Here is a 26,168-nt window from a genome sequence, read left to right as displayed (position 1 = left end):
CGGACTCGGTGTGCATCACCGTGAATGGGTGGATATCAGTATGACTTGGGCAGGCCCAGGGTGTGGTGCGAGACGAAGTTGAGGATCATCTCACGGCTGACCGGAGCGATCCGGCCCACGCGGGACGCGGTGAGCAGGGCGGCCAGCCCGTACTCGGTGGTGAGCCCGTTGCCGCCGAGTGTGTGCACGGCTTGGTCGACGGCCTTGGCCCCGGCCTCGGCGGCCGCGTACTTCGCCATGTTGGCGGCCTCGCCCGCCCCCATGTCGTCGCCCGCGTCATAGAGGTAGGCGGCCTTCTGCATCATCAGCCGGGCGAGTTCCAGCTCGATGTGGGCGACCGCGAGCGGGTGGGCTATCGCCTGGTGGGCGCCGATGGGGGACTGCCACACCTGGCGGGTGCGGGCGTACTCGACGGCCTTGTCCAGAGCGAACCGGCCCATGCCCAGCGAGAACGCGGCGGTCATGATCCGCTCCGGGTTGAGGCCCGCGAACAGCTGCAGCAGCCCGGCGTCCTCGTCGCCGACCAGGGCGTCGGCCGGCAGCCGCACATCGTCGAGGAAGAGCTGGAACTGCTTCTCGGGAGCGCCCAGTTCCATCTCTATCTGCCGGTATTCGAACCCCGGTGTCTCCCGGTCGACGATGAACAGACACGGCTTGAGCTTGCCGGTGCGCGCGTCCTCGGTGCGGCCGACGATGAGCGTGGCGTCCGCGATGTCCACACCCGAGATGAAGACCTTGCGCCCGGTCAGCAGCCAGTCGTCGCCGTCGCGGCGGGCGGTGGTGGTGATGCGGTGCGAGTTGGAGCCGGCCTCGGGCTCGGTGATCCCGAAGGCCATCCGCAGCGACCCGTCAGACAGCCCCGGCAGCCAGCGGCGCTTCTGTTCCTCGGTGCCGAAGCGGGCGATGACGGTGCCGCAGATGGCGGGGGAGACGATGAGCAGCAGCAGTGGGCAGCCGGCCGCGCCCAACTCCTCCAGCACTATGGAGAGTTCGGCCATGCCGCCGCCTCCTCCGCCGTACTCCTCGGGGAGGTTCACCCCGAGATAGCCGAGCGCGCCTGCCTCCCGCCACAGCTCGTCGGTCTGCTTCCCCGCGCGGACGGCCGCGGTGAAGTAGTCGCGGCCGTAGCGCCGGCCGAGATCCCCGACGGCGGCACGCAGGGCGCGCCGCTCGTCGCTTTCCAGGAGTGCGCTGTCGAAGGTGCCTTGGCTGGTGGTCATGGGCGTGCTTCCTCCTTGACGACGGCGAGTACGGCGCCGACGTCGACCTGACGGCCGACCTCGGCGTTCAGTGCGGTGAGCGTTCCCGAGGCGGGAGCGGTGATCCGGTGCTCCATCTTCATCGCCTCGAGCCAGAGCAGCGGGCGGCCCGCTTCGACGTGGTCGCCGACGGCGAATTCACCGATCCGGATGACGGTGCCGGGCATGGGAGCGAGCAGCGAGCCCGGCTCGGTGCCGCTGACCGGTTCCGGGAAGCGCGGTAGGGCGGTGAAGGCGAACGCGCCGAGTGCGCAGTCGACATGGACCCGGTCGCCGTAGACCGCCACGTCGAACGCGCGGCGTACCCCGTCCGCCTCCAGGACGACCTGGCCGCGTTCCGCGTGCAGCAGCCGCACCCCCGGATGGTCCGGGGCGTCCAGGCCGGAACGGGTGAGGCGGTACCGGACCTCGTACGGCTCGGCGCCGGGCACCGTCGCGTAGTTCTTGGTCTGCGGCTGGGAAGGGACGTTTCGCCAGCCGCCGAACGCGGAGCGGCCCGACGCGTCGGACAGCGCGGCGGCGAGCGCCGCCAGCCGTACGGGACCGGTGTCCGCGCCGTCGCCGGCCAGTACCGAGCTGTGCTGTTCCAGGAACGCGGTGGAGTGCCGGCCCGCCGCGAACTCCGGGTGCCGCAGCACGCGCACCAGCAGCTCCCGGTTGGTGACCGGGCCGTGCAGCCGGGCACGTTCCAGGGCGCGGGCGAGCAGCCGTACGGCCTCGTCCCGGGTGTCGGCCCAGGCGATGACCTTGGCGAGCATCGGGTCGTAGTGCACGCCGATGGTGTCGCCGCTCACCACCCCTGAGTCGAGCCGCAGTTCGGGCAGTTCGGGCAGCTCCATCCGGTGCAGGACGCCGGACTGCGGCTGCCAGCCGCGTGCCGGGTCCTCGGCGTACAGCCGGGCCTCGATCGCGTGGCCCTGCGGCGCGGGCGGCTCCGCCGGCAGCGCGGCGCCCTCGGCTATCCGCAGCTGGAGCTGTACGAGGTCGAGTCCAGTCACACATTCGGTGACCGGGTGTTCGACCTGGAGGCGGGTGTTCACCTCCAGGAAGAACGGACGGCCGCCCGGCGTCACCAGGAACTCGACGGTGCCGGCACCGGTGTAGCCGATCGCGCGGGCGGCCGCGGAGGCGGCGTCGTGCAGCGTACGGCGCAACTCGTCGCCGATGCCCGGCGCCGGGGTCTCCTCGATCACCTTCTGGTGCCGGCGCTGCACCGAACAGTCCCGTTCGCCGAGCGTCCACACCGTTCCATGGGTGTCCGCGAGGACCTGCACCTCGATATGCCGGCCCGTCTCCACGAACGGCTCGACGAAGACCTCACCGTCGCCGAAGGCCGAGGCCGCCTCGGCACGCGCCGCGGCCAACTCCTCGTCCAGCAGCGCGAGATCCCGCACGATCCGCATGCCGCGCCCGCCGCCGCCGGCCGCCGCCTTCACCAACACCGGGAGGTCGTCCGGACCGATCGACTCCGGCCGGAGACCGGTCAGCACCGGAACGGAGGCCGCCGACATGATGCTCTTGGCGCGGGTCTTGGACCCCATGGACTCGATCACGCCGGGGGACGGGCCGATCCAGACCAGCCCCGCGTCGAGCACGGCCTGGGCGAAGCCGGCGTTCTCGGAGAGGAAGCCGTATCCGGGGTGGACGGCGTCCGCACCCGCCGCCTTGGCGGCCGCGACGATCAGATCGCCGCGCAGATACGTGTCGGCGGGAGCGTTCCCCGGCAGGCGTACGGCGGTGTCGGCCTCCCGTACGTGCGGGGCGCCGGCGTCCGCGTCGGAGTACACCGCGACCGTGGCGATCCCCAGGTCACGGCAGGTGCGGAAGACCCGCCGGGCGATTTCGCCGCGGTTGGCCACCAGAACGGACTCGATCATCACTGCCCTCACATCCGGCATCACTGCCCTCACATCCGGAAGACGCCGAAGCCGCCACGCGCGCCCTCGACGGGCGCGCCGTGCAGGGCTGACAGGCACAGGCCGAGTACGGTCCGCGTGTCGCGCGGGTCGATGACGCCGTCGTCGTAGAGCCGTCCGGACAGGAACATCGGGAGCGACTCGGACTCGATCTGCTGCTCGACCATGGCGCGCAGCGCGGCGTCCGCCTCGTCGTCGTACGGCAGTCCCTTCGCCGCCGCCGACTGGCGGGCGACGATCGAGAGCACCCCGGCGAGCTGGGCGGGCCCCATCACGGCGGACTTGGCGCTGGGCCAGGCGAAGAGGAAGCGCGGGTCGAAGGCCCGGCCGCACATGCCGTAGTGGCCGGCGCCGTAGCTCGCGCCCATCAGGACCGACAGATGCGGGACCTTGGAGTTGGCGACCGCGTTGATCATCATGGCGCCGTGCTTGATGATCCCGGCCTGCTCGTACTCCTTGCCGACCATGTAGCCGGTGGTGTTGTGCAGGAAGAGCAGCGGGATGTCCCGCTGGTTGGCGAGCTGGATGAACTGCGCGGCCTTCTGCGATTCGGCGCTGAACAGCACGCCCTGCGCGTTGGCGAGGATCCCGACGGGGTAGCCGTGCACCTCGGCCCAGCCGGTGGCCAGGCTCGGCCCGTACAGCGGCTTGAACTCGTCGAACCGCGAGCCGTCGACGACGCGGGTGATCACCTCGCGGGGGTCGAAGGGCGTCCGCAGATCGCCGGGGACGATACCGAGCAGCTCGTCCTCATCGTGCAGCGGCGGTTCGACGGACGCCCGCGGGGCCGGGCCCTGCTTGCGCCAGTTGAGGCGGGAGACGACGCGGCGGGCGGTCCGCAGGGCGTCGGGCTCGTCGAGGGCGTAGTAGTCGGCGAGACCGGAGACCCGAGCGTGCATGTCGGCGCCGCCCAGCGACTCGTCGTCGCTCTCCTCGCCGGTCGCCATCTTGACCAGCGGCGGTCCACCGAGGAAGACCTTCGACCGGTCCTTGACCATGATCACGTGGTCGGACATGCCGGGGATGTACGCCCCGCCCGCGGTCGAGTTGCCGAAGACGACGGCGATGGTGGGGATCCCGGCGGCCGACAGCCGCGTCAGGTCCCGGAACAGCGCGCCGCCGGGTATGAAGATCTCCTTCTGGCTGGGGAGATCGGCGCCGCCGGACTCGACGAGGCTGATCACCGGCAGCCGGTTGGCGAAGGCGATCTCGTTGGCGCGCAGCGCCTTCTTCAGCGTCCACGGGTTGCTGGCGCCGCCGCGCACGGTCGGGTCGCTGGCGGTGATCAGACACTCGACGCCCTCCACGACACCGATGCCCGTGACCAGCGAAGCGCCCACCGGGTAGTCGCTGCCCCAGGCGGCGAGCGGTGAGAGTTCGAGGAACGGGGTGTCCGGGTCGAGCAGCAGCTCGATGCGCTCGCGGGCGAGCAGCTTGCCGCGCTTGCGGTGCCGCTCCACGTACTTCGCTCCGCCGCCGTCGATCGCGGTGGTGTGCGCGGCGTCGACCTCCGCGAGCCGGGCGAGCATGGTCGCGCGGTTGGCCGTGTACTCCTCGTCCGCGGTGTCCAGGAGAGTCATGCGCCGGCCCCGTCCTCTTGCGCGGACGCGGCGTCCGCCGACTCCGGCGCATTCACGGATCGAGGAGGGTCCACCGGCCTCGGCCGGGTCGGGGACTGCGGTTCGCGACCCGGTCCCGCCGGTCCGGCGAAGGCCTGTGCGATCTCCAGCCAGCGGTCCGCGTCCTCCCCCTCGGCGCGTACGGCCAGGTCGTCGCGGTGCCTGCGCTGGGTGGCCAGCAGACAGAAGTCGATCATGGGACCCGTCACCCGCTGCTCGGCGTCCTCGGGCCCGTACGTCCACAGCTCGCCGTCGGGCGCCGTCAGTTCGACCCGGAACTCCTCGGCGGGCGGCTTCAGTCCCCGTACGAAGTACGCGTAGTCGCGGGCCCGCACACCGATCCGGGCCACGTGCCGCAGCCGGCCGGTCGGCTCACGCCGGGCGTCCAGGGCGTCGGCGACGTCCTGGCCGTGCGCCCAGGTCTCCATCAGCCGCCCGGTGGCCATCGAGGCGGCGCTCATCGGGGGCCCGTACCAGGGGAAACGGGTGCCGGGCGGCTGAGCGGCCAGGGCGTCGAGGAGGGCCTGGCGGCCCGTGCGCCAGCGTTTCAGCAGCTCGGCCGGCGGCAGCGACGCGCCCTTGCGGGCCTCGTCGTCGACGAACGTCTCGAAGGTCGCGGCGGCCCGCTCGGTCTCCCGGGCGAACGCCTCGGGGTCGGTCACCGAGATCAGGGCGACGCCGTCGGTCCAGGCGAGGTGGGCGATCTGGTGGGCGATCGTCCAGCCCTCGGCGGGGGTGGGCGCCGCCCAGCGGTCCGCCGGGAGCGGCGCCACCAGCCGGTCGAGGTCTTCGCTCTCGGCCCGCAGGTCGACGAGCACGGACAGTGGATCGGCCATGACCACCCCTTGTTGACACCCGGTCAGCAACGTTGTGGGTCAGAGACTGGCAGTGCCGCCAAGAACAATCAAGCGTGCATGCATGATTTTCTGGCCGCACACGAAAACCGCCCATCGCCCCCGCGCTGGTGCGCAGGGGCGATGGGCGGTGCGAGCAGTGTCGCGTTCGCGCGCTGATCCGAGAGGGGTGGCCGCTCGGCCGGGCGTCAGGAGGCGCGGGCCGCCCGTCGCGCATCGAGCGCGAGCTTGCGCTCGTCGAACTTCACGGCCTGGTCGTTGAGGCCGCCCATGAACATGCCGAGCTCTTCCTGTGCCCGCAGTCCGTCCGGGCTCAGGCCGCTGACCTCGAGGACCTTGAGGTGGCGCAGCACCGGCTGCAGCACGTCGTCGTGGTGGATGCGCAGGTTGTAGATGCCGCCGATGGCCATCCGGGCCGCCGCCCGCTCGAAGCCGGGCATGCCGTGACCGGGCATCCGGAACTGCACGACGACATCGCGGATGGCCTGCATCGTCAGGTCGGGAGCGAGCTGCAGTGCCGCCGCGAGCAGGTTGCGGTAGAAGACCATGTGCAGGTTCTCGTCGGTCGCGATCCGGGCCAGCATCCGGTCGCAGACCGGGTCCCCCGACTGGTGTCCGGTGTTGCGGTGCGAGACGCGGGTGGCCAGCTCCTGGAAGGCCACGTAGGCCACCGAGTGCAGCATGCTGTGCCGGTTGTCGGACTCGAAGCCCTCCGACATGTGCATCATGCGGAAGCGCTCCAGCTCGACCGGGTCCACGGCACGGCTGGTCAGCAGGTAGTCACGCATGACGATGCCGTGCCGGCCCTCTTCCGCGGTCCAGCGGTGCACCCAGGTGCCCCAGGCGCCGTCGCGGCCGAAGAGCGAGGCGATCTCGTGGTGGTAGCTCGGGAGGTTGTCCTCGGTGAGCAGGTTCACGACGAGCGCGATCCGGCCGATGTCGGTGACCTTGGACTGCTCGGGGGCCCAGGCCTCGCCGCCCATGATCCCGTCGAAGTTACGGCCGTCGCTCCACGGCACGTACTCGTGCGGCATCCATTCCTTGGCTACGGCGAGGTGACGGTTGAGCTCGGTCTCGACGACCTCTTCCAGGGCGTACAGCAGCCGCGCGTCACTCCATGTGTCCGATCCGGGACGGTGGGATTCGGTGATGGTCACGGTGGCTCCTGATGGCTGGCAAGGCACCTACGGGGACGTAAGTTACGCTACCGTAGGTTATGAGTCGCCGAAAAGGCAACCGTCGCCCCGCTGGGTGTATGGAACGACTACCGACAGATACGGAATGACTAGCTCCGCGCGGACAGCTCGCGCAGCCGCACGGACAAGCACGTGACGCAGCCCTCCAGCTTCTCGAATTCGCTGATGTCGACCAGCACCGGCCGGTATCCCAGGCCGCTCAGCAGCTCCGCGCTCCGGGGAGCGCTCGCGGCCATGAGCAGCACATTTCCGCCGAGGAGCACCACGTGTGACCCACCCTCCTCCGGCATCGGTCGGAAGTGCGTAAAGATGGCCGGATCGTCGACCAGTGGCGGATATCCGATGATCGTTCCGTCCGGCAGGGCCGTCACCGCCGATTTCAGGTGCAGCACCTTCTTCACCGGGACGCCGACCACCCGCGCGCCCAGCGGCTCGAAGGCCGCACGCAGCTGCCGCAGGCCCTCCGCGTTGGTGCGCCCGCCCTGGCCGACGTAGATGGTGTCCCCGACCTTCAGGACGTCGCCGCCCTCCAGCGTCCCGGGCTCCTGGATCCGCCGCACCGAGCAGCCGAGCGCGACCGCGGCCTCCTCGGCGCCGGCCGTCTCCGGGCGCCGTGTGGGGGCGCCGGGGCGCGAGATCAGCGCCACGTCCCGGAACACGACCATGGTGTCCTCGACGAACACCCCGTCCGGGCAGTCGTCCGCCGGGGCGGCCTCAGTGGTCTCCCAGCCGTGCTCGGCCAGGACGGCGGTGTAGCGCTCCCACTGCCGCAGCGCGAGGGCGGGATCGACGGGCGAGCGCTCGATGTGCGTGACCAGGCCCTCGGCCAGGCGCGGACCGGGACGGCGGACGATCGCCTTCTTGCTGGGCATATAGGATCTGCTCCCTGATGAGTGCCACTCTTGTTGCCAAGGATCTTGCCGCAGGACACGGGGACCGAGTCCTGTTCTCCGGCCTCGAACTCGTCGTCGCCCCCGGCGATGTGATCGGCCTGGTCGGTGCCAACGGCGCCGGCAAGTCGACGCTGCTGCGGCTGCTCGCCGGGCTCGACACCCCCGAGCAGGGTGTGCTGCGGCTGAGCCCGCCCAGCGCCGCCGTCGGCCATCTGCCGCAGGAGCCCGAGCGGCGTCCCGGGGAGACCGTACGGGACTTCCTCGCCCGCCGTACCGGCGTCGCCGCCGCGCAGAGCGCGCTCGACGCCGCCACCCAGGCCCTCGTCGACGAGGCTCCCGGCGCCGACGACGCGTACTCCACCGGCCTGGAGCGCTGGCTCGACCTCGGCGGCGCGGACCTGGAGGAGCGCTCCGAGGAGGTCGCCGCCTCGCTGGGGCTGGCCATCGGCCTCGACCAGCAGATGACCTCGCTCTCCGGCGGCCAGGCCGCCCGCGCCGGCCTCGCCTCGCTGCTCCTCAGCCGCTACGACGTGTTCCTGCTCGACGAGCCCACCAACGACCTGGACCTCGACGGCCTCGACCGGCTGGAGAAGTTCGTCAAGGGGCTCCGCGCCGGCACCGTCGTCGTCAGCCATGACCGCGAGTTCCTCAGCCGCACCGTCACCAAGGTCGTCGAACTCGACCTCGCCCAGCAGCAGGTGAACATCTACGGCGGCGGCTACGAGGCGTACCTGGAGGAGCGCGAGGTCGCCCGCCGGCACGCCCGCGAGGAGTACGACGAGTTCGCCGACAAGAAGTCCTCCCTCGAAGCGCGCGGACAGATGCAGCGCTCGTGGATGGACCAGGGTGTCAAGAACGCCCGCCGCAAGGCGACGGACAACGACAAGATCGGCCGCAAGTTCCGCAGCGAGGCGTCCGAGAAGCAGGCCGCGAAGGCCCGCCAGACGCAGCGCATGATCGAACGCCTCGACGTCGTCGAAGAGCCCCGCAAGGAGTGGGAGCTCAAGATGGAGATCGCCGCGGCGCCCCGGTCCGGGGCCGTGGTGGCGACGCTGCGCGGAGCCGAGGTCCGCCGCGGGGACTTCACGTTCGGCCCGGTGGACCTGCAGATCGACTGGGCGGACCGGGTCGCGATCACCGGCGCCAACGGCTCCGGCAAGTCCACGCTGCTTGCCGCGCTGCTCGGCCGGCTCCCGCTGGACGCCGGCAACGCGGCACTCGGCCCGGGCGTCGTCGTGGGCGAGGTGGACCAGGCCCGCGGACTGTTCTTCGGCGACGAACCGCTGATGGACGCGTTCTCGCTGTCGGTCCCCGACCTGGAGCCCGCCGACGTGCGGACGCTGCTCGCCAAGTTCGGCCTCAAGGCCGCGCACGTGCTGCGCCCCGCGGCGACGCTGTCGCCGGGGGAGCGGACCCGTGCCGCGCTGGCCCTGCTGCAGGCCCGCGGCGTCAATCTGCTGGTCCTCGACGAGCCGACCAACCACCTGGACCTGCCCGCGATCGAGCAGCTGGAGTCGGCGCTCGCCTCGTACAACGGCACGCTGCTGCTGGTCACGCACGACCGGCGGATGCTGGACGCGGTGAGCACCACGCGGCGCATCGAGGTCGCGGACGGCCGGGTCTCCGAAGCCTGATCCGGGCGGGGTTCCGCGCGGGGTCCGCCGCGCGGAACCGGAATGCCGTGGGCCACGTCCAACCCGTGACCGTTCAGGAACCGGGAGACCGGGAGGCCGTCGGATGCGCGTATGGGTAGGGGCAGTTGCCGTGGTGGCGCTGCTGAGTGCGGCCGGCTGCGGTGCGGATCATCCGTTGACGAACGACAAGAACAACGGGCTCCGCTGCGACTCCATCGTCGTGGGCGAGTCGTCGGACGGCACGCACATCTGCCTCGACGTGGGCAGCTCGGTACGCGTCTCGCTGCCGGGTGCCGGCTGGGGCCCGGTGACCACGTCCGGTGCCGGCCTGACCGAGATGTCCGCCGACACCTTCCGCGGCTCCTCCCGCGGCATCGTGAAGCTGACCGCCGCTCGGAAGGTCTGCCCCGCGCCTTCGGCGCCCGGCATGGTCTCCTGCCACGCCCTGCAGGCATGGACCGTGACGGTCGGCGTGCGGCAGCCATAGACACGGACCCGGACAGGCTGTGGGGGCCTGCCCGGGTCCGTCTGACGTCCTTCGACTTCCTTGCGGGACTACCTCAACCAGCCGTGGTTCAGCTGATGTTGAGGGCGGTGTCGTCGAGTACGAAGCTCGTCTGGAGGCTGGAGTCCTCGGTGCCGGTGAACGTGACCTTCACCGACTGCCCGGCGAAGGAGGAGAGGTCGAAGGACTTCTGCGCGTAGCCGGTGTTCTTGTTGAGGTTGGAGTACGTGGCCAGCGTGGTGGTGCCGGCCTTCACCGTCAGGTTGTCGTAGGCGGTGGAGGTGGTCGTCTCGGCGGTGTCGATGTGCACCCAGAACGTCAGGGTGGCGTGGCAGCCGCTGGGGACCGTCACCGTCTGGGCGAGCGAGTCGGTGTGGGTGGAGCCGTAGCCGTTGAGCCACGCCTTCCAGGAGCCGGAGTGGGCGGCCTCACTGGCGCTGTTGTCGACCACGCCGGCGGTGGCGGTCCAGGGACTGGCGGTGCCGGTCTCGAAGCCCGGGTTGCCGAAGAGCTGCGAGGTGCTGCAGCCGCCGCCGACCGGGTTGACGACCCAGGTGAAGGACGCGCTGCCGGTGGCGTTGGTGCCGTCCTTGGCGGTCACCGTCACGTTGTAGGTCCCGGCGGTGGTGGGCGTACCGCTGATCAGGCCGGTGGAGGGGTTGATCGTGACGCCCGGCGGAAGGCCGGTGGCGCTGTAGGTGAGGGTCTGTCCGCTGCCGGAGTCGGTGGCCTGGATCTGCAGGGAGACCGCGGTGTTGACGGTGCTCGACTGGCTGCCCGGGTTCGTCACGGTGACGGTGTTGCCGCCGGTCGAGCCGTTGGTGAAGGCGGCCGTGCCGTTGGGGGTGCCGAGACCGGTCGGGCCGTCGTAGCCGGCCTTGGCGGTGCACAGGTAGCTGCTGCCGCAGGAGCCGTTGGTGCCGGTGGTCACGTCGTTGAGCGACGAGGCGTGGGCGTAGGGGTACGAGGCCGGGGTGGTGCCCGCGGCCGGGGTGCCGGCGAGGGCGTAGACGGAGGCGATGATCGGCGCGGACGCGCTGGTGCCGCCGTACACGTTCCAGCCGCTCGCCTGGTAACTGTTGTAGACCGCGAGGCCGGTGGCCGGGTCGGCGACCGCCGAGACATCGGCGACGGTGCGCTTGGCACAGCCGGTGTCGGTCTGCCAGGAGGGCTTGGGGTCGTAGGCGGAGCAGCCGGAGCCGGCGCCGTCGCCGCTGGTGCTGCCCCAGACCTTCTCGGTCCAGCCGCGGGGGGTGCTGGAGCGGCTCAGCGAGGTGCCGCCGACCGCGGTGACGTACTGCGAGGCCGCCGGGTACTCGACGCCGTAGCCGCTGTCACCGGAGCTGACGGTGATCGCGACGCCGGGGTGGTTGAAGTACGAGGCGTCCGAGCTGGGGTCGGTGGAGTCCTCGCCGCCGCCGTAGCTGTTGGAGACGTACTTGGCGCCCATCGTGACCGCGCGGTTCACCGCGGCGCCCAGGTCCTCCATGGACGCCGTGGCCGCCTCGACGAGCAGGATGTGGCACTGCGGGCAGACGGCGCTGACCATGTCGACGTCGAGCGAGATCTCGCCCGCCCAGCCGGCGTCGGCCGGCGGGTAGCTGGTGCCGCCGTTCTGGTCGACCTTCTTGAAGCACCCGTTGGCGGTGGTGCAGGCCGGCAGGCCGTACGTGCTGCGATACGAACCGAGGTCCGCCTCGGCCTTGGGGTCGTCGTTGGCGTCGATGATCGCGACGGTCGCACCGGCACCGGCCGAAGGCAGGGCGTATGCGCTCTGCAGGTCAGTGGGGCCGTAGCCGGACGGGAGCGCGTTCGGGGCGAGGGTCAGGTGCTGGACCAGGTCGGTGCGGGCGAGTGCGTGACAGGCCATGTAGCCGGCCTGGGTGGGCTCCGAGCAGAGCCGCTCGGTGTGGGCGGTGGAGCTGCTCGCCGCGGCCGGGGCGGCCGTTGTGGGGGCGGCCGACGCGGTGGCCGGGCCGGCGACGGCCAGCATGCCGACGGAGGCCAGGGCCGCCGCCGACAGGACGGCGGTGACGCCGCGACGGGTGAGGCGTCCGGCGCGGGTGGGGGTTCTCGATGGCAATGAACAGCCCTCCATGGGGGGATCGGTCCCGGCGGCGGGCAACCGTCCACGGCAGTGTCATGGTCATGACACTGCCTGATGAAGAGAACGCCGCAGGGCTTCGCGTGGCGCACGTTCATTGGAGAGGAATGCGGCGGCGAGGGTGACGCCAACGCTGGGGGAACAACTGCCACCCCGTTCAGTGGTGGCCAACGCTGAACGTAGTGACACCTGCCCCAAGGGACTACCGGGCAATGGCAAAGTCTTCCTTTCGGTGGGTGATCCCGGGCGTATAGCTTGAGCGCTCATGGAGTTCGAAGAGGGTCCGGTCAACGACCTTGTGGCGCTGGGGCTCGCGCGGTACGAGGCACGCGTCTACCTCGCGCTCGTCAGACGCGAGTCGTACACCGCGGCGGAGGTGGCCCGCGAGGCGGACGTTCCCCGGCAGCGGGTCTACGACGTCCTCGACGCGCTCGTGCGCCGACGGCTCGCCGTCGCACGGCCCGGCCGGGTGGCGACGTTCTCCGCGATCGCGCCGGAACTGGCGATCGCCCGGCTGATGGCCCTTCAGCGGGAGTCGCTGGAACGGCTGGACCGGGTCTCGGCCGGGCTCGCCTCCGCGCTGCTGCCGATCTGGACCGACGGGCGCACGCACACCGATCCGCTCGACTACATCGAGGTGCTGCGCGACCCGAAGGTGATCGCCGAGCGTTTCGCGGACATCCAGGAGCAGGCCGGCCACGAGCTGCTCAGCTTCTGCAAGCCGCCCTTCGTCGCCCCCGCCGCCAACACCGAGGGCATCAAGGTCGTCCGCAGACTGCGCAAGGCCGGGGGAACGGTCCGGGCGATCTACACGCACGACGCGCTCGGCGACGCGGAAGTCCTGGAGAACGTCCGCCGGTTCGGCGAGGCGGGGGAGGAGGCGCGGTTCGCCGCCGAACTGCCGATGAAGCTGATCATCGCGGACGCCTCGCTGGTGCTGTGCGACATGCCCGACCCGGTGGCCGGAACCGGCTCCACCACCGCGCTCTTCATCGAGCACCCGGCCCTCGCGGGCTGTCTGCGCCTCGCCTTCCTGACCGTATGGGGGAGCGCCGAGACCCGGCCCATGGATCCGCCGTCGTGAGCAGTGCGGGGTTCCGACCGGGCTGGGGCGGCTCGGCCGGCGTGGGCGGCGCCGCCCGGCCGGGGTGGCCGGGACGCGTTCGGTCGCGCGTCACGGGAGTTAAAGTGGCCGCGTGGCCGTGTTCCTGCTCGGAGTCGGTGCCGCCTGCTGCCTCGGACTGGGTTTCGTACTGCAGCAGCGCGCGGCGCAGCGTGCCCCGCTCGCGGACTTCCTCTCCTTCCGACTCCTCCTCGATCTGATCAGGATGCCCCAGTGGCTGCTGGGCATGGCACTCATGATCGGCGGCCAGGTGCTCGGGGCGCTGGCCCTGGCGCGCGGCGAGGTGTCCCTCGTCGAACCGCTCCTCGCGACGAATCTGCTGTTCGCCCTGGCGCTGTCCAGATGGCTGTCGGGGCAGCCGCTGGGCCGGAGCGGCTGGGCGGGAGTCGCCCTGCTGGCCCTCGGCGTGACGGCGTTCATCGTCGCCGGGCAGCCGGCCGGCGGCGGCCCGGAGGCGGGAGCGTTGCGCCACTGGCTGGTGCTGGGGATCGTCGTCGGGCTCGCGCTGCTGCTGGTGGCCTGTGCCAAACGGCTGCCCGCCTCGTCCGAGGCGACCCTGCTGGCGCTGGCGGCCGGCCTGCTCTACGGGCTGCAGGACGCGCTGACGCGGATCTGCGGTGAGTTGGCCCGGGAGGACGGCGTCCAGATACTGGCGGTGCACTGGCAGCCGTACGTGGTCGCGGCGATCGGGCTCACCGGACTCGTCCTCGTCCAGAGCGCCTTCGAGACCGCCCCGCTGCGGATGTCGCTGCCCGCGCTGACGGCCGCACAGCCACTGGCGGGCATCGCCTGCGGCATCGGCTTCCTCGGGGACCGGCTGCGGGTGACACCCGGGGCGCTGGCCTGGGAGGCGGCCGGGCTCGCGGCGATCACGGTGGGGGTGGTGCTGCTGGGACGGCACCCGGCGATGCCGTGCGCGCAGTCCGACGGCCAGCCGGAGAAGGAATCCACGACGAGCGCGAGCTGAGGGTCGAGCCGTTCTGGCGGCCGAGTACGCGCCCGAACTGGTCGACGTCGCAGTTTCGCAGGGGCTCTCAGGCCCGGTCCCAGCCGGCTTCGACCCCGAGGAACCGCCCCAGATCGGCGACCTCGGCCTCGATGCCGCGCACGACGACGGCGTCGAGCGGCGGCCGGAACGGGTCGACGCGGACGGTGAGCCGGTCGCCGCTACCCCGCTCGTGCCGCCAGACGCCGACCACCTCGCCGTCCAGCAGCACGCACGGGGTGAGGAACCCGCCGCCGGTCGCGACGAGACGGGCGAAGGACGGGTCCAGCAGCAGATCCCGGTCGTGGTAGCCGAGCAGATACGGGTCGAAGTGCCCGATCAGCCGGACGGACGGGTTCGGCGGCCGTGGCGCGTCCGTGCCGGCCCCCACCCACAGCGGGCCGTCCGGTCCCGCGATCTCCGCCAGGTACTCCCCGGCCGCCTGGAACCCGCGCCGTGCCTGGCCGGCCGGCAGCCCCGACCACTTGGCGAAGTCCTTGTCGGTCGCGGGTCCGTAGGCGGACACGTACCGCTCGGCGAGCGCGGCCAGGGCCTCGGTCCCCGACAGGTCCGGCCCGGCGACGCCGTCGAGCCACTCCTCGCGCAGGACATAAGTCGACTTGTCACCGTCGGCCTCGGGTCCCCGGCACACCAGGCCCGTCGCCGCCGCGTACAGCATCAGATGGGCCGGCGCCTGGCTGCGCGGATCCAGGGTGAGGCCGAACTCGCCGAGGCCGCGCACGATGTCGTCGCGGAGCATCGGCGGGCGCCCGGCCAGCACCTTCTCCAGCGCGGGAAGCGCGCGGGCGCAGGTCTCCTCGTCCAGACCGAGCCGCAGTCGTCTGCCGCGCTGCGCGGCGGTGGCACGCGGGCCCAGTAGCGACGTCATCCAGCGCACGTCCGCCGCCGGGACGGCGTGCAGGGTGCCGCGCATCAGCCACGTACGGACCAGCGACCGGTCACCGGCGCCGCACGCCGCGTCGACGTCCCCGGCGGTGAGCCCCGAGGTCCTGGCGCGTACCTGCAACCGGCACGCCTTGGCGTCCTGCGCCTGCAGCGCGCCGGCCCGGCGCGCCGCCTCGACGACCCCGGCCCCGTCGCGCGGGCCGGCCAGCCCCTGCGCATGCACGCGCCAGGACCGCACCTGGGCGGGCGTCAGTTCCGGCATGGACCCCATCCTGCCGCACCTGCCGCCCAGGACTTGTGCATCCGGTCACGAACGGCCCGTTGACCCACCGTCGGCGAGCGACCGTGTCACCCCTTGCCGAAGTGCTCCAGCGGGAAGGCGCCGGAGGCCAGGGCGGTCTGGGTGAAGGATCCGGCCAGTTCGGTGAGGCGCGCGACGCCGGTGGCGCCGAGGTGCTCGTACGGGGCCCGGTCGACGCGGTCCGTCGCGGCTTCGATGTCCCGCCGCAGCTCGACGCCCGCGTCGGTGAGCTCGCCCGCCGTGTCGAGCAGCCCGCGCTCGCGCAGCCGGTCCTGGGCGGCGGCCCACTGCTCGGCCGTCCAGCCCCTGCTGGCCTGGACGAAGCGGGGGGTGAAGCCCTTGCCGGTCGCGGTGTGGCTGACGATGGCCTCCAGGCCGTCGAGTTCGGCCGCTACCAACGCGGCGAGGTGCCCGTCGCCCCGGTGCTCGCGCAGCAGCGTGGCGGCGTGCCAGAGCGCGAGGTGCGGCGCCGTCGGCACCGGCAGGTCGGCGTTGGCGGCGTAGAGCGGGCGGGCGGCCCGGTCGCAGGCCTCGGAGGCGCGCAGCGCCAGAGCGGCGGCCTCCGCCATCTCGGGCGAGGCGACGGTGTCCGCGCCGAGCAGCCGGGTGAGCGCGGTGTCGACGGCGCGCAGCCGGGCGTCGATGACGGCCTCGGGGGTGGCGATCGTCCAGGCGCGCGGGATGTGCCGGGCCACCAGGTCGTGGTTGAAGTTGTAGAAGGTCGCGGTGACGGTACCGGCTCCGACGGCCCCCAGCGGCGCCGCACGGCCCGCGAAGTACGTCATGCTGCCGGGTTCGAGGCCGAGCCGGGAGAGTTCGGCGGTGAACTCGGGCGAGAAGTACGTACTGGAGTGCAGCGGGTTGAGAGTGTTCTGACAGCGGCGCGACGCGCGGGGGTCCGAAGCGGTAGTAGTCATGGCCCCCAGGTTACCGACTGGTCAGCATGCTGCCGATAGGCATGCATACGTTCCGGCCACCGCGACGAAAAACGTTGCACGAGAGGTTCCAGAATCATGAATCGGTGGAAGGAACGGAAGCAAAGTGTCGAGATCGATAGTATTGACGTGTCAGCTGTACGTCCTACGGAGGCCCTGATGTCCACCGACATACCCGCACGCATGCTCCCGGTCACGGACCGGACCCGTCATCGGCGGCTGCGGGAGCAGGGCAGCGTGTCCCGCGACGACCTGGACGCGGTACTGGGCGCCGGCTTCATCTGCCATCTCGCCGTGGTGGTGGACGGCTCGCCGCTGGCGGTCCCCACGGTCTACGGGTTCGACGCCGCCGCCGACACGCTCTATCTGCACGGCTCGGCCGCCAGCCGCAGCCTGGTGCAGTCGCCCGGGGCGTCCGTCTGCGTCACCGTCACCCACATCGACGGTCTGGTGCTGGCCCGGTCCGTCTTCGAGCACAGCGTCAACTACCGCAGCGCGATGGTGCTCGGCGTGCCGCGTGCCGTCACCGATCCCGACGAGAAGCTGCACGGGCTGCGCGTCCTGGCCGAGCAGTCCGCGCCCGGCCGGTGGGACCACGCGCGCGGCCCGTCCCGCAAGGAGCTCGCCGCCACCACGCTGCTCGCGCTGGGGATCGACGAGGCCTCGGTGAAGACCAGCACCGGTCACACCGACGACGCCGACGGCCCCGACGGCGAACTGCCCGTATGGGCCGGGGTGCTGCCGCTGCTCCACACCTGGGGCGAGCCCGAGCCGGACCCGGCCCTGCGGGCCGGCATCCCGCTCCCGCCGCACGTGGCGGAACGGGCGGGCACGCAGGCGGGCTGACCATCCGGGGTGGTCTCCGCGGGACTGATCCCAGAAACGGATATCCGGGCCGGTTCAGCCCGCCGTCGGCGACCAGTCGAAGCGGGCGGGCCGCCCCTCAAGGAACGCGGCCACGCCCTCGGCCGTGTCCCCGCTCGCGCGCGCCTGCCGCTCCCAGTGCTCGATCCGCGCCGGGTCCAGGCCGGGCGCCGCGAACTCCTTCGCCGCGGCCTGGGTGAGCTGCGAGCGCGAGGCCAGGACCGCGGTGAACTCCGCGACCCGCTTGTCGAGTTGCCCGTCAGGGAGCACCTCGTCGACGAGCCCGGTCCGCAGCGCCCGCTCATGGTCGATCAACTCGGCCGAGAACAGCAGGTACTTGGCGGTCGCGGGCCCGACCAGGCCGACCAGTCGCCGGGTGGACGAGGCGGCGTAGACGATGCCGAGCCGGGCCGGGGTGACGCCGAAGCGCGCTCCCTCGGCAGCGAACCGCAGATCGCAGGCGGCGGCGAGCTGGCAGCCGCCGCCCACGCAGAAGCCGCGCACGGCCGCGACCGTCGGCTTGGGGAAGGCGGCCAGCGCCTCCTCGGCCCGGACCGCCGCGTCCTGTGTCCTGGCGGAGCCGCTGCCCGCCTCCCGCAGCCCTGAGATGTCCGCGCCCGCACAGAAGGTGCCGTCAGCGCCGGTGAGCACCAGGACCCGCACGGCGGGATCGGAGGCGAGCCCGTCCAGCAGACCGGGGAGCGCCTCCCACATCTCCGTGGTCATGGCGTTCCGCTTCGCCGGATTGCTGATCGTCACCGTTGCGGTGCCGTCCGCGATGTCCAGCAGCAGTCCGGGCTGTGGGCCGGGCTTCGGGCCGGGCTCGGGCATCCGGGCTCCCCTTCCGTATGTTCCGTGCGGCGTGATGTTCCGTTCGGCGTGGGTGTGGTGCGCAGGTGGCCGATCATCGGATCCTATCCGCGAACAAATAGGAGTAAAAAGGCTATACGGGACATTCATTCGACCGAGGCGAGGAGGCGGACGTGGCCGCACTCAGGAAGCGGGACCCGCGACCGGAGGCCCGGATCAGCCGCAGTTTCGGATGGCTTGCCGCACTCGGCGCCGTCCTGGTGCTGTGCGGGCTGTTCGGTCTCGCCTACACGGCCTTCGCCACCCTCACCTCGGTGCTGCTCTTCGGCTGGCTGCTGCTGATCGGGGGCTTCGTCGGCCTGCTGCACGCCGTCCAGTCACGCGACACGAACTTCTTCTGGCTCGCGCTGGTCGTCGCGGCGCTGAACCTGGCGGCGGGGGTCGTCGTCATCCGCAGGCCGGACGGCACCGCCGCGGCACTGACGATGTTCGCCGCGCTGCTCTTCCTGACCGGCGGGGTGTTCCGGCTGTTCGGCGGCCTGGTGGTGCGCGGACCGCAGACGCTCTCGACCGTGGTGCAGGGCGCGGTCGGCATCCTGCTGGGCGTCCTGGTGCTGGCCAACTGGCCGGAGAGCAGCCGCTACGTCCTCGGCTTCTTCTTCTCCCTCATGCTGCTCTTGGACGGCCTCGGACTGATGGCCGGCGGTATCGGCGGCCGGCGGGTCGTCGGCATGGTCACGGACGCCCGCACCGAGGCGGACGCCCAGGCGGAAGCCCGGCGGGAGGCCGTTGCGGGGGCGGGCCCGGAATCCGCGGCGTCGGCGGGACCGCCGAATGACCCGATGGTGGAACATTCCACGAAGCAGGAACAAGGCGATCGGAATCGGTCGCCCGAGTGACAAAAGTCTTTCGCTGATGGACATGAAGCGCCGAAAGGTGCGGACTTACGGGCACCCGCCCAGTGAACTGCCCCCCACTCCGGAGACTCGATCCGTGAGGCGGATCTCGCCGTCGGCCCGACAGCGGGCAGCGGCAAGAACTGCGGGGACACGTCACACGAAGGCGATGGTGGATGCCGTCATGGAGGTCCGCGGGAGCGTCCCGCCCGATCCGGCGACGGCCGAGGTGCCGGTCGATCCGGATGATCCGGGTGGTCCTGGCGCTTCGGGCGGGCCAGGCGGTCCGTTCGCTCCGCCGCCGCCGTACGCCGGGGCGTGGCGTTTCACCGCACCGGCGGTGGACTCCTCGGTACCCCAGGTCCGGCACGGTGTCCGGGATCTCATCACCGACCGGAAGGTGCCCGTCGGCGACGATCTGATGGCCGGCATCCTGCTGATCGTGTCGGAGCTGGTGACGAACGCGGTCCGGCACGCGGCGCTGCTGTCGCCGCAGATCACCATCGAGGTCGCGGTGGGCCCGGACTGGATCCGGGTCGGCGTCGAGGACAACCACCCCTACCGTCCCAAGGCGCTGGAGGCGGAGTACGGCGACACCGGCGGCCGCGGCCTGCTGCTGGTCAAGGCCATCACGGCGGAAGCCGGCGGCATGTGCGACGTGACGCACACCGACTCCGGCGGCAAGGTGATCTGGGCGCTGCTGCCACTGCCGTTCCCGAACTCCTGAGACGTGCCCGAACCCCTGAGGCTGAACCCCTGAGGCCGCGGAGCCGGTCCGCCGGGCCCGCTCCGCGGAGCCGCCCCGGCGGATCAGCGCGTTCCTACCAGCCGGCGTCGCCGGTCAGCTCGCGGATCGCGGGCAGCGACGCGTCCCACACCGTTCCGAACCAGGCGGAGAACGGCCCGCGCTCGCGGATCTCCTCCAGCTCCGGCGGCGTCACGAACGCGGTCTCGCCGATCTCCTCGGGGTCGGGCCGCAGCTGCGCCCGTACGAGGCCGACGAACAGGTGGTTGAACTCCTGCTCGACCAGCCCGGACGCCGGGTCCGGGTGGTTGTAGCGGACGGTGCCGGCCTCCCGCAGCAGCGCGGGAGCCGTTCCCAGCTCCTCGGCGGTGCGGCGGGCGGCGGCCACGAACGGCGGCTCGGCCGGGTACGGGTGCCCGCAGCAGGTGTTCGACCAGACGCCGGGGGAGTGGTACTTGCCCATCGCCCGGCGCTGGAGCAGCAGCCGGCCCTCGTCGTCGAAGAGGAAGACGGAGAAGGCGCGGTGCAGCCGGCCGGGGGCCAGATGAGCGGACAGCTTCTCGGCGGTGCCGATCGTCACACCGGCCTCGTCGACCAGCTCCAGCATGATCGGTTCCGCGACCCCGTTGCTGGAGGGATCCGTCGCGGGGGTGCCGGGCCGGCCGGTGGCGGGACTGGTTGGCATGTCCATCCTTCGCATTCGACGACAAGTCCTCAGTCTGCCTCACGCGCCGCTCACCGAAGTGGTTGCACCGCATGCTCCCTGTCACCCGGACGGGGTCGCTGGCACACGTGTGCCTCACGTTCCGGATGCCGGTGCGACGGCATGACGCACAGTGGCGGGGCCGCTACCGGTGACCCCCGTCGTCCGCGATGAGCTGCGGCGATGAAGGGCGCGAGAGCCGCGTCGGTGTCACCCGGACGGCCGGGTACGGCCACCGCACGGCCGCTGTTTGTTGCTGGCGCCCGGATCGACCATGATGATCACGTCATTCGCACGGCGGGGAGGGCCCCGGCGAAGCGCACGAGGAAGCAAACGGGTGGTGAACGGCCGCTTCCGCGGATCCGATAGCCTCTGCCGACCGCCGTCCACACCGGCCCGCCCACCGCCGTCCTCGCCGGCATCCCCACATGTCCAGGGAGTGAGTTCCTCTGCCGACCGCCATCCTCACCGGCCCGCCGGCTCCGGCGTCGCCGCTCGAGGGCGACCTGAGGTCGCTCGGATTCGACGTGATCGAAGCGCCGGAGTCCGGAAGCGAGTCCGAAGCGGCGGCCGGCGGTCTCGCGGCACGTATCGCCGCGGTGCCCGCCACCGACCGGGTGGCGATCGTCGACCGGCGCTTCGTCGGCCACACGCACGCGCTGCGGCTGGCACTCACGGACCCCCGCTTCGACGCCTCCGCCGTTCCCGGCGCGCTGGCCGTCCAGGCCGCGGCGCGTCCCGCGCTGGTCAGGGCGCTCGCCGCCGGGCCGGCCGAGGGTCTGCTGCCGGATACCCTCGCCACCGCCATCGAGGCCGAGGGGGTGGCTCCGCACCGCCCTGAGCTCGGTGTCCTGGTCGCCGCCGTACCCGCCTCGGACGCCGACCGGGCCGAAGCCGCAGCGGCCGTCGCCGCGGTCGACGGGGAGAAGGTCCGGCTGCGCAACGCCGTCAAGGCGCGCGACGGCTTCTTCACCACTTACTGCATCAGCCCGTACTCCCGCTACCTCGCGCGCTGGTGTGCCCGCCGCGGGCTGACCCCCAACCAGGTCACCACAGCGTCCCTGCTCGTCGCGCTCATCGCGGCCGGCTGCGCGGCCACCGGCACCCGGCCGGGCTTCGTCGCCGCCGGTGTCCTGCTGATCGCCTCGTTCGTCCTGGACTGCACCGACGGGCAGCTGGCCCGCTACTCGCTGCAGTACTCGACGCTCGGCGCCTGGCTCGACGCCACCTTCGACCGGGCCAAGGAGTACGCGTACTACGCCGGCCTCGCGCTCGGCGCGGCCCGAGGCGGTGACGACGTGTGGGCGCTGGCGCTCGGCGCGATGGTGCTGCAGACCTGCCGGCACGTCGTCGACTTCTCGTTCACCGAGGCCAACCACGACGCGACGGCCAACACGAGTCCGACCGCCGCCCTGTCCGACAAGCTCGACAGCGTCGGCTGGACGGTCTGGGTGCGCCGGATGATCGTGCTGCCGATCGGTGAGCGCTGGGCGATGATCGCGGTGCTCACCGCCGTCACCACGCCCCGCATCACCCTGACCGTGCTGATCATCGGCTGCGCGCTCGCCGCCTGCTACACCACCGCCGGCCGGGTGCTGCGCTCGCTCACCCGCAAGGCGGTCCGCACCGACCGGGCCGCCCAGGCGCTCGCCGAGCTGGCCGACAGCGGTCCGCTCGCCGAAGCCGTCGCCCGCGCCACCGGGCCGCTCGCCCGCCGGCTGCCGTCCTTCACCGCCCCCGCCATCGCCCTGCTCGGCGCCGCCGCGCTGGTGGCGACCGCGGCGCTGGCCCCATGGGGCAGCTGGTGGCCGGTGCTGGCCGCCGTCGTATACGTCCTGACCTCGGGTCTGGCCGTCGCGCGGCCGCTGAAGGGTGCGCTCGACTGGCTGGTCCCGCCGTTCTTCCGGGCGGGCGAATACACCACGATCCTCGCGCTGGCGGCCGTCTCGGACGTGAACGGGGCATTGCCCGCCGCTTTCGGCCTGGTGGCCGCCGTCGCCTACCATCACTACGACACGGTGTACCGCATCCGCGGCGGCACCGGGGCGCCACCGAGGGCCCTGGTACGCGCGACCGGCGGACACGAGGGCAGGGCGCTGGCGGTCACCGCGGCGGCCGCCCTCGCGCACCACACAGGTTTTACCGTCACGCTGACGGTCATCGCCGGGGCGCTGACACTCGTGGTGCTCACCGAGAGCATCCGTTTCTGGGTGTCGTCAGCCGCACCCGCTGTACACGACGAATCAGGAGAACCCGCATGATCGGCCTCGTGCTGGCAGCCGGCGCCGGACGGCGTCTGCGTCCCTACACCGACACCCTGCCCAAGGCTCTGGTGCCGGTCGACCCCGAGGGGGCGGGCACCACCACCGTCCTGGACCTGACCCTGGGCAACTTCGCCGAGGTCGGCCTCACCGACGCGGCGATCGTGATCGGCTACCGCGGCGAAGCCGTCGTCGAGCGCAAGGCCGCCCTGGAGAAGAAGTACGGCGTCAAGCTGTACCTCGTCGACAACGACAAGGCGGAGACCTGGAACAACGCCTACTCGCTGTGGTGCGCCCGGGACATTCTCACGGAGGGTGTGATCCTCGCCAACGGCGACACCGTGCACCCGGTCTCCGTGGAGAAGACCCTGCTGGCCGCCCGCGGCCAGGACCGGCGGATCATCCTCGCCCTCGACACGGTGAAGAAGCTCGCCGACGAGGAGATGAAGGTCATCACCGACCCGGCCAAGGGTGTGCAGCGCATCACCAAGCTGATGGACCCGGCCACCGCGACCGGCGAGTACATCGGCGTGACGCTGATCGAGTCGTCGGCCGCAGCCGACCTGGCCGACGCGCTGAAGACGACCTTCGAGAAGGACCCCGACCTCTACTACGAGGACGGCTACCAGGAGCTCGTCAACCGCGGCTTCACCATCGACACCGCGCCGATCGGCGACGTGGCCTGGGTCGAGATCGACAACCACGACGACCTGAAGAAGGCACGGGGGATCGCGTGCCAGTACTGACCCGGCTGATCCCCTCGCCGGTCGTCGTCGACATCAACGGCGGCGCTCTCGCCGATCTGGCCGGCCTCCTGGCCGACCAGCGGATCTCCAGCTCGGGCAAGCTCGCCGTCGCGGTCAGCGGCGGCTCCGGCCTCAAGCTGCGCGACCGGCTGGCTCCCGAGCTGCCCGGCGCCGACTGGTACCCGGTCGACGGCGGCACCATCGACGCCGCCGTCAAGCTCGCCGACGCCATGCGCGGCAAGCGGTACGACGCGGTCGTCGGCCTGGGCGGCGGCAAGATCATCGACGTCGCGAAGTACGCGGCCGCCCGGGTCGGGCTGCCGATGGTCGCCGTCGCGACGAACCTCTCGCACGACGGCATCTGTTCGCCGGTCTCCACGCTGGACAACGACAACGGGCGCGGCTCCTACGGGGTGCCCACCCCGATAGCGCTGGTCATCGACCTGGACGTGATCCGCGAGGCCCCGGTGCGCTATGTGCGCTCCGGGATCGGCGACGCGATCTCCAACCTCTCCGCCATCGCGGACTGGGAACTGTCGCACCGTGAGACCGGTGAGCCGATAGACGGTCTCGCCGCCGCCATGGCCCGCTCCGCGGGCGAGTCCGTACTGCGGCACCCGGGCGGGGTGGGTGACGACGCGTTCCTCACCACGCTCGCCGAGGGCCTGGTGCTCTCCGGCATCGCCATGTCGATCAGCGGGGACACCCGCCCGTCGTCCGGCGCCTGCCACGAGATCAGCCACGCCTTCGACCTGCTGTACCCGAAGCGCGCCGCCGCGCACGGCGAGCAGGTCGGCCTGGGCGCCGCCTTCGCCATGTACCTGCGCGGGGCGCACGAGGAGTCCGGCCTGATCGCCGAGGTGCTGCGACGCCACGGCCTGCCGGTCACGCCCGGCGAGATCGGCTTCTCCGACGAGGAGTTCGTCAAGGCGGTCGAGTACGCACCGCAGACCCGCCCCGGGCGCTACACGATCCTGGAACACCTCGACCTGTCCGCAGACCAGATCAAGGACGCATACGCCGACTATGCCAAAACCATCAGTAGCTGAACTCCGCCCGGTCGTTCACCCCCCAGGGGTGAAGGACCGGCGGAGCGGCGAGCACTGGGCCGGCCGGCTCTACATGCGTGAGCTCTCGCTGCGCATCGACCGGCACCTGGTGAACACGCGGGTCACCCCCAACCAGGTGACGTACGTGATGACCGTCGCCGCCGTCCTCGCCGCCCCGGCTCTGCTGGTGCCGGGGATCGCCGGTGCCGTGCTCGGTGTGGTGATGGTCCAGCTGTATCTGCTGTTCGACTGTGTCGACGGCGAGCTCGCCCGCTGGAAGAAGCAGTACTCGCTGGGCGGGGTGTACCTGGACCGCGTCGCCGCCTATCTGTGCGACGCCGCCGTGCTGGTCGGCTTCGGTCTGCGTGCCGCCGATCTGTGGGGCTCCGGGCGGATCGACTGGCTGTGGGCGTTCCTCGGCACGCTGGCCGCCCTCGGTGCCGTGCTGATCAAGGCGGAGACCGACCTGGTCGGCGTCGCCCGTCACCAGCACGGGCTGCCGCCGGTCAAGGAGGCGGCCTCCGAGCCGCGTTCGTCCGGTATGGCGCTGGCCCGCAAGGCCGCCGCGGCGCTGAAGTTCCACCGGCTCGTCCTCGGCATCGAGGCGTCGCTGCTGATCCTGGTGCTGGCGATCCTGGACCAGGTCAGGGGCGACCTGTTCTTCTCGCGCCTCGGTGTCGCCGTGCTGGCCGGCATCGCGCTGCTGCAGTCCCTCCTGCACCTGGTCAGCATCCTCGCGTCGAGCAGGCTGAAGTGAGTACGCCGCTGAAGCTCGGCGCGGTGATCATCACCATGGGCAACCGTCCCGTGGAGTTGCGCGACCTGCTGGACTCCGTGGCCAAGCAGGACGGCCCGCCGATCGAGGTCGCGCTGGTCGGCAACGGCTCCCCGCTCCCCGAGCTGGAAGGGTCCGCGCCGCGGCTGCGCACCGTCGAGCTGCCCGAGAACCTGGGCATTCCCGGCGGCCGCAACGTCGGCGTCGAGCTCTTCGGCCCGAACGGCTCCGATGTCGACGTGGTGCTGTTCCTGGACGACGACGGGCTGCTGCCCGGCACCGACACCGGGGAGCTGCTCCGCGACGCCTTCGCGGCCGACCCGGAGCTGGGCATCGTCAGCTTCCGGATCGCGGACCCGGAGACCGGCACCACCCAGCGCCGCCACGTGCCGCGCCTGCGGGCGTCCGACCCGATGCACTCCTCGCGGGTGACCACCTTCCTGGGCGGCGCCAGCGCGGTCCGTACGAAGGTGCTGGCGCAGGTCGGCGGGCTGCCGGACGAGTTCTTCTACGCGCACGAGGAGACGGACCTGGCCTGGCGGGCGCTGGACGCCGGCTGGATGATCGACTACCGGTCGGACATGGTCCTGCACCACCCGCTCACCGAGCCCAGCCGGCACGCGGTCTACCACCGGATGGTGGCCCGCAACCGGGTGTGGCTGGCACGCCGGAACCTGCCCTGGCCCCTGGTGCCCGCCTATCTCGGCACCTGGATCCTGCTGACACTGGCCAGACGTCCTTCCGGTCCCGCACTGCGGGCGTGGATCGGTGGCTTCCGGGAGGGCTGGGCGACGCCCTGCGGCCCCCGGCGCCCCATGAAGTGGCGCACGGTATGGCGGCTGACCCGACTGGGCCGACCCCCGATCATCTGACAAGCTCGAACCTGAGAGCATCGGTCGCAGTCCGGGACCCCCCTACCCCGGACGCGCACCTTGAGGACGAAAGTGTCTACTGTGAGCGGAACAGCGCACGACGGCGCCGTCGCCGTGAGTGTCCCATCGGACTCCCCGGCCGACGACGGGCTGTCGGCTTCCGAGCTGGCGGCGAAGTACGGGCTGTCGGTCAGCGGTGCCCGGCCGGGCCTCGGCG

Annotated in this window: 23 protein-coding genes and 1 pseudogene; 13 read left to right on the top strand and 11 right to left on the bottom strand. The window is 71.7% G+C overall.

The features are described from left to right. Positions 1–35 precede the first annotated feature (35 nt). From C6N31_RS23545 to ddaH, 6 genes are all read right to left on the bottom strand, one after another. Positions 36–1,220, bottom strand: a complete 1,185-nt coding sequence (locus C6N31_RS23545) for an acyl-CoA dehydrogenase family protein (protein ID WP_138355743.1) — start codon at positions 1,218–1,220, stop codon at positions 36–38. After that, positions 1,217–3,136 (bottom strand): acetyl/propionyl/methylcrotonyl-CoA carboxylase subunit alpha, encoded by a 1,920-nt coding sequence (locus C6N31_RS23540; RefSeq protein WP_138355744.1) that lies wholly within the window; start codon positions 3,134–3,136, stop codon positions 1,217–1,219. Before C6N31_RS23540 ends, C6N31_RS23545 begins: the two co-directional genes overlap by 4 nt. A gap of 29 nt (positions 3,137–3,165) precedes the next feature. Beyond that, positions 3,166–4,755, bottom strand: a complete 1,590-nt coding sequence (locus C6N31_RS23535; protein WP_198358103.1) for an acyl-CoA carboxylase subunit beta — start codon at positions 4,753–4,755, stop codon at positions 3,166–3,168. Continuing rightward, positions 4,752–5,630, bottom strand: a complete 879-nt coding sequence (locus C6N31_RS23530; protein WP_198358102.1) for a TIGR03084 family metal-binding protein — start codon at positions 5,628–5,630, stop codon at positions 4,752–4,754. Before C6N31_RS23530 ends, C6N31_RS23535 begins: the two co-directional genes overlap by 4 nt. A 206-nt stretch (positions 5,631–5,836) precedes the next feature. Beyond that, the gene (locus C6N31_RS23525) at positions 5,837–6,805 is read right to left on the bottom strand and encodes an acyl-ACP desaturase (RefSeq protein WP_138355747.1); all 969 of its coding nucleotides are present in this window, start codon (positions 6,803–6,805) and stop codon (positions 5,837–5,839) included. A gap of 128 nt (positions 6,806–6,933) precedes the next feature. After that, positions 6,934–7,716 carry a dimethylargininase gene (ddaH, locus tag C6N31_RS23520; protein ID WP_138355748.1) on the bottom strand — a complete coding sequence of 261 codons (783 nt, stop codon included), beginning with the start codon at positions 7,714–7,716 and terminating at the stop codon, positions 6,934–6,936. 17 nt (positions 7,717–7,733) lie between these two features. On the opposite strand from ddaH, the gene C6N31_RS23515 reads away from it, so the two are divergent. Next, positions 7,734–9,371: an ABC-F family ATP-binding cassette domain-containing protein gene (locus C6N31_RS23515; protein WP_138355749.1), complete on the top strand. Its 1,638-nt coding sequence runs from the start codon at positions 7,734–7,736 to the stop codon at positions 9,369–9,371. A gap of 103 nt (positions 9,372–9,474) precedes the next feature. Next, on the top strand, positions 9,475–9,858 hold the full coding sequence (locus C6N31_RS23510) for a hypothetical protein (protein ID WP_138355750.1): 384 nt from the start codon (positions 9,475–9,477) through the stop codon (positions 9,856–9,858). A gap of 88 nt (positions 9,859–9,946) precedes the next feature. On the opposite strand, the gene C6N31_RS23505 is transcribed toward C6N31_RS23510, so the two are convergent. Then, positions 9,947–11,869, bottom strand: coding sequence for a putative Ig domain-containing protein (locus C6N31_RS23505; RefSeq protein WP_232485555.1), 1,923 nt, complete (start codon positions 11,867–11,869; stop codon positions 9,947–9,949). A 376-nt stretch (positions 11,870–12,245) separates the two neighbouring features. On the opposite strand from C6N31_RS23505, the gene C6N31_RS23500 reads away from it, so the two are divergent. Next, entirely contained in the window at positions 12,246–13,064 is an 819-nt protein-coding gene (locus tag C6N31_RS23500) for a TrmB family transcriptional regulator (RefSeq protein WP_138355752.1), read from the top strand. A 112-nt stretch (positions 13,065–13,176) separates the two neighbouring features. Then, on the top strand, positions 13,177–14,070 hold the full coding sequence (locus C6N31_RS23495; protein ID WP_138355753.1) for a DMT family transporter: 894 nt from the start codon (positions 13,177–13,179) through the stop codon (positions 14,068–14,070). Between the two features lie 67 nt (positions 14,071–14,137). Here the strand turns inward: C6N31_RS23495 and C6N31_RS23490 are convergent, their stop codons facing one another. Together C6N31_RS23490 and C6N31_RS23485 are read right to left on the bottom strand one after the other, a co-directional pair. Next, on the bottom strand, positions 14,138–15,256 hold the full coding sequence (locus C6N31_RS23490) for a winged helix DNA-binding domain-containing protein (protein ID WP_198358101.1): 1,119 nt from the start codon (positions 15,254–15,256) through the stop codon (positions 14,138–14,140). A gap of 86 nt (positions 15,257–15,342) precedes the next feature. After that, positions 15,343–16,212: an SCO6745 family protein gene (locus C6N31_RS23485; protein WP_138355755.1), complete on the bottom strand. Its 870-nt coding sequence runs from the start codon at positions 16,210–16,212 to the stop codon at positions 15,343–15,345. A 177-nt stretch (positions 16,213–16,389) separates the two neighbouring features. On the opposite strand from C6N31_RS23485, the gene C6N31_RS23480 reads away from it, so the two are divergent. Continuing rightward, the gene (locus C6N31_RS23480; protein ID WP_164295579.1) at positions 16,390–17,076 is read left to right on the top strand and encodes a pyridoxamine 5'-phosphate oxidase family protein; all 687 of its coding nucleotides are present in this window, start codon (positions 16,390–16,392) and stop codon (positions 17,074–17,076) included. Positions 17,077–17,130: 54 nt separating this feature from the next. On the opposite strand, the gene C6N31_RS23475 is transcribed toward C6N31_RS23480, so the two are convergent. After that, positions 17,131–17,925 (bottom strand): enoyl-CoA hydratase/isomerase family protein, encoded by a 795-nt coding sequence (locus tag C6N31_RS23475; protein ID WP_164295578.1) that lies wholly within the window; start codon positions 17,923–17,925, stop codon positions 17,131–17,133. 152 nt (positions 17,926–18,077) lie between these two features. On the opposite strand from C6N31_RS23475, the gene C6N31_RS23470 reads away from it, so the two are divergent. Together C6N31_RS23470 and C6N31_RS23465 are read left to right on the top strand one after the other, a co-directional pair. Continuing rightward, complete coding sequence (locus C6N31_RS23470) at positions 18,078–18,803, top strand: HdeD family acid-resistance protein (protein ID WP_244809511.1); 726 nt, start codon at positions 18,078–18,080, stop codon at positions 18,801–18,803. A gap of 181 nt (positions 18,804–18,984) precedes the next feature. Then, positions 18,985–19,527, top strand: a complete 543-nt coding sequence (locus C6N31_RS23465; protein ID WP_138355772.1) for an ATP-binding protein — start codon at positions 18,985–18,987, stop codon at positions 19,525–19,527. Positions 19,528–19,621: 94 nt separating this feature from the next. On the opposite strand, the gene idi is transcribed toward C6N31_RS23465, so the two are convergent. Further along, entirely contained in the window at positions 19,622–20,230 is a 609-nt protein-coding gene (idi, locus tag C6N31_RS23460; RefSeq protein WP_138355758.1) for an isopentenyl-diphosphate Delta-isomerase, read from the bottom strand. A 467-nt stretch (positions 20,231–20,697) separates the two neighbouring features. Here idi and C6N31_RS23455 point away from each other — a divergent pair, with 467 nt between their 5' ends. The 6 genes and pseudogenes from C6N31_RS23455 to C6N31_RS45940 all read left to right on the top strand — a co-directional run. After that, positions 20,698–22,509 (top strand): DUF5941 domain-containing protein, encoded by a 1,812-nt coding sequence (locus C6N31_RS23455; protein ID WP_138355759.1) that lies wholly within the window; start codon positions 20,698–20,700, stop codon positions 22,507–22,509. Next, positions 22,506–23,255 carry a phosphocholine cytidylyltransferase family protein gene (locus C6N31_RS23450; protein ID WP_198358100.1) on the top strand — a complete coding sequence of 250 codons (750 nt, stop codon included), beginning with the start codon at positions 22,506–22,508 and terminating at the stop codon, positions 23,253–23,255. Before C6N31_RS23455 ends, C6N31_RS23450 begins: the two co-directional genes overlap by 4 nt. Beyond that, positions 23,243–24,304 carry an iron-containing alcohol dehydrogenase family protein gene (locus C6N31_RS23445; RefSeq protein ID WP_138355761.1) on the top strand — a complete coding sequence of 354 codons (1,062 nt, stop codon included), beginning with the start codon at positions 23,243–23,245 and terminating at the stop codon, positions 24,302–24,304. The genes C6N31_RS23450 and C6N31_RS23445 overlap by 13 nt, the downstream gene beginning before the upstream one ends. Then, the gene (locus tag C6N31_RS23440; protein ID WP_138355762.1) at positions 24,282–25,061 is read left to right on the top strand and encodes a CDP-alcohol phosphatidyltransferase family protein; all 780 of its coding nucleotides are present in this window, start codon (positions 24,282–24,284) and stop codon (positions 25,059–25,061) included. The genes C6N31_RS23445 and C6N31_RS23440 overlap by 23 nt, the downstream gene beginning before the upstream one ends. A gap of 8 nt (positions 25,062–25,069) precedes the next feature. Next, positions 25,070–25,951, top strand: coding sequence for a glycosyltransferase family 2 protein (locus tag C6N31_RS23435; RefSeq protein WP_198358131.1), 882 nt, complete (start codon positions 25,070–25,072; stop codon positions 25,949–25,951). Between the two features lie 81 nt (positions 25,952–26,032). Further along, positions 26,033–26,168, top strand: a pseudogene (locus C6N31_RS45940) (ABC transporter permease); the annotation flags it as partial.

It is taken from the genome of Streptomyces fildesensis (assembly GCF_016107395.1).
Classification (GTDB): domain Bacteria; phylum Actinomycetota; class Actinomycetes; order Streptomycetales; family Streptomycetaceae; genus Actinacidiphila; species Actinacidiphila fildesensis.
This window is presented reverse-complemented; position numbering and strand designations above follow the sequence as displayed.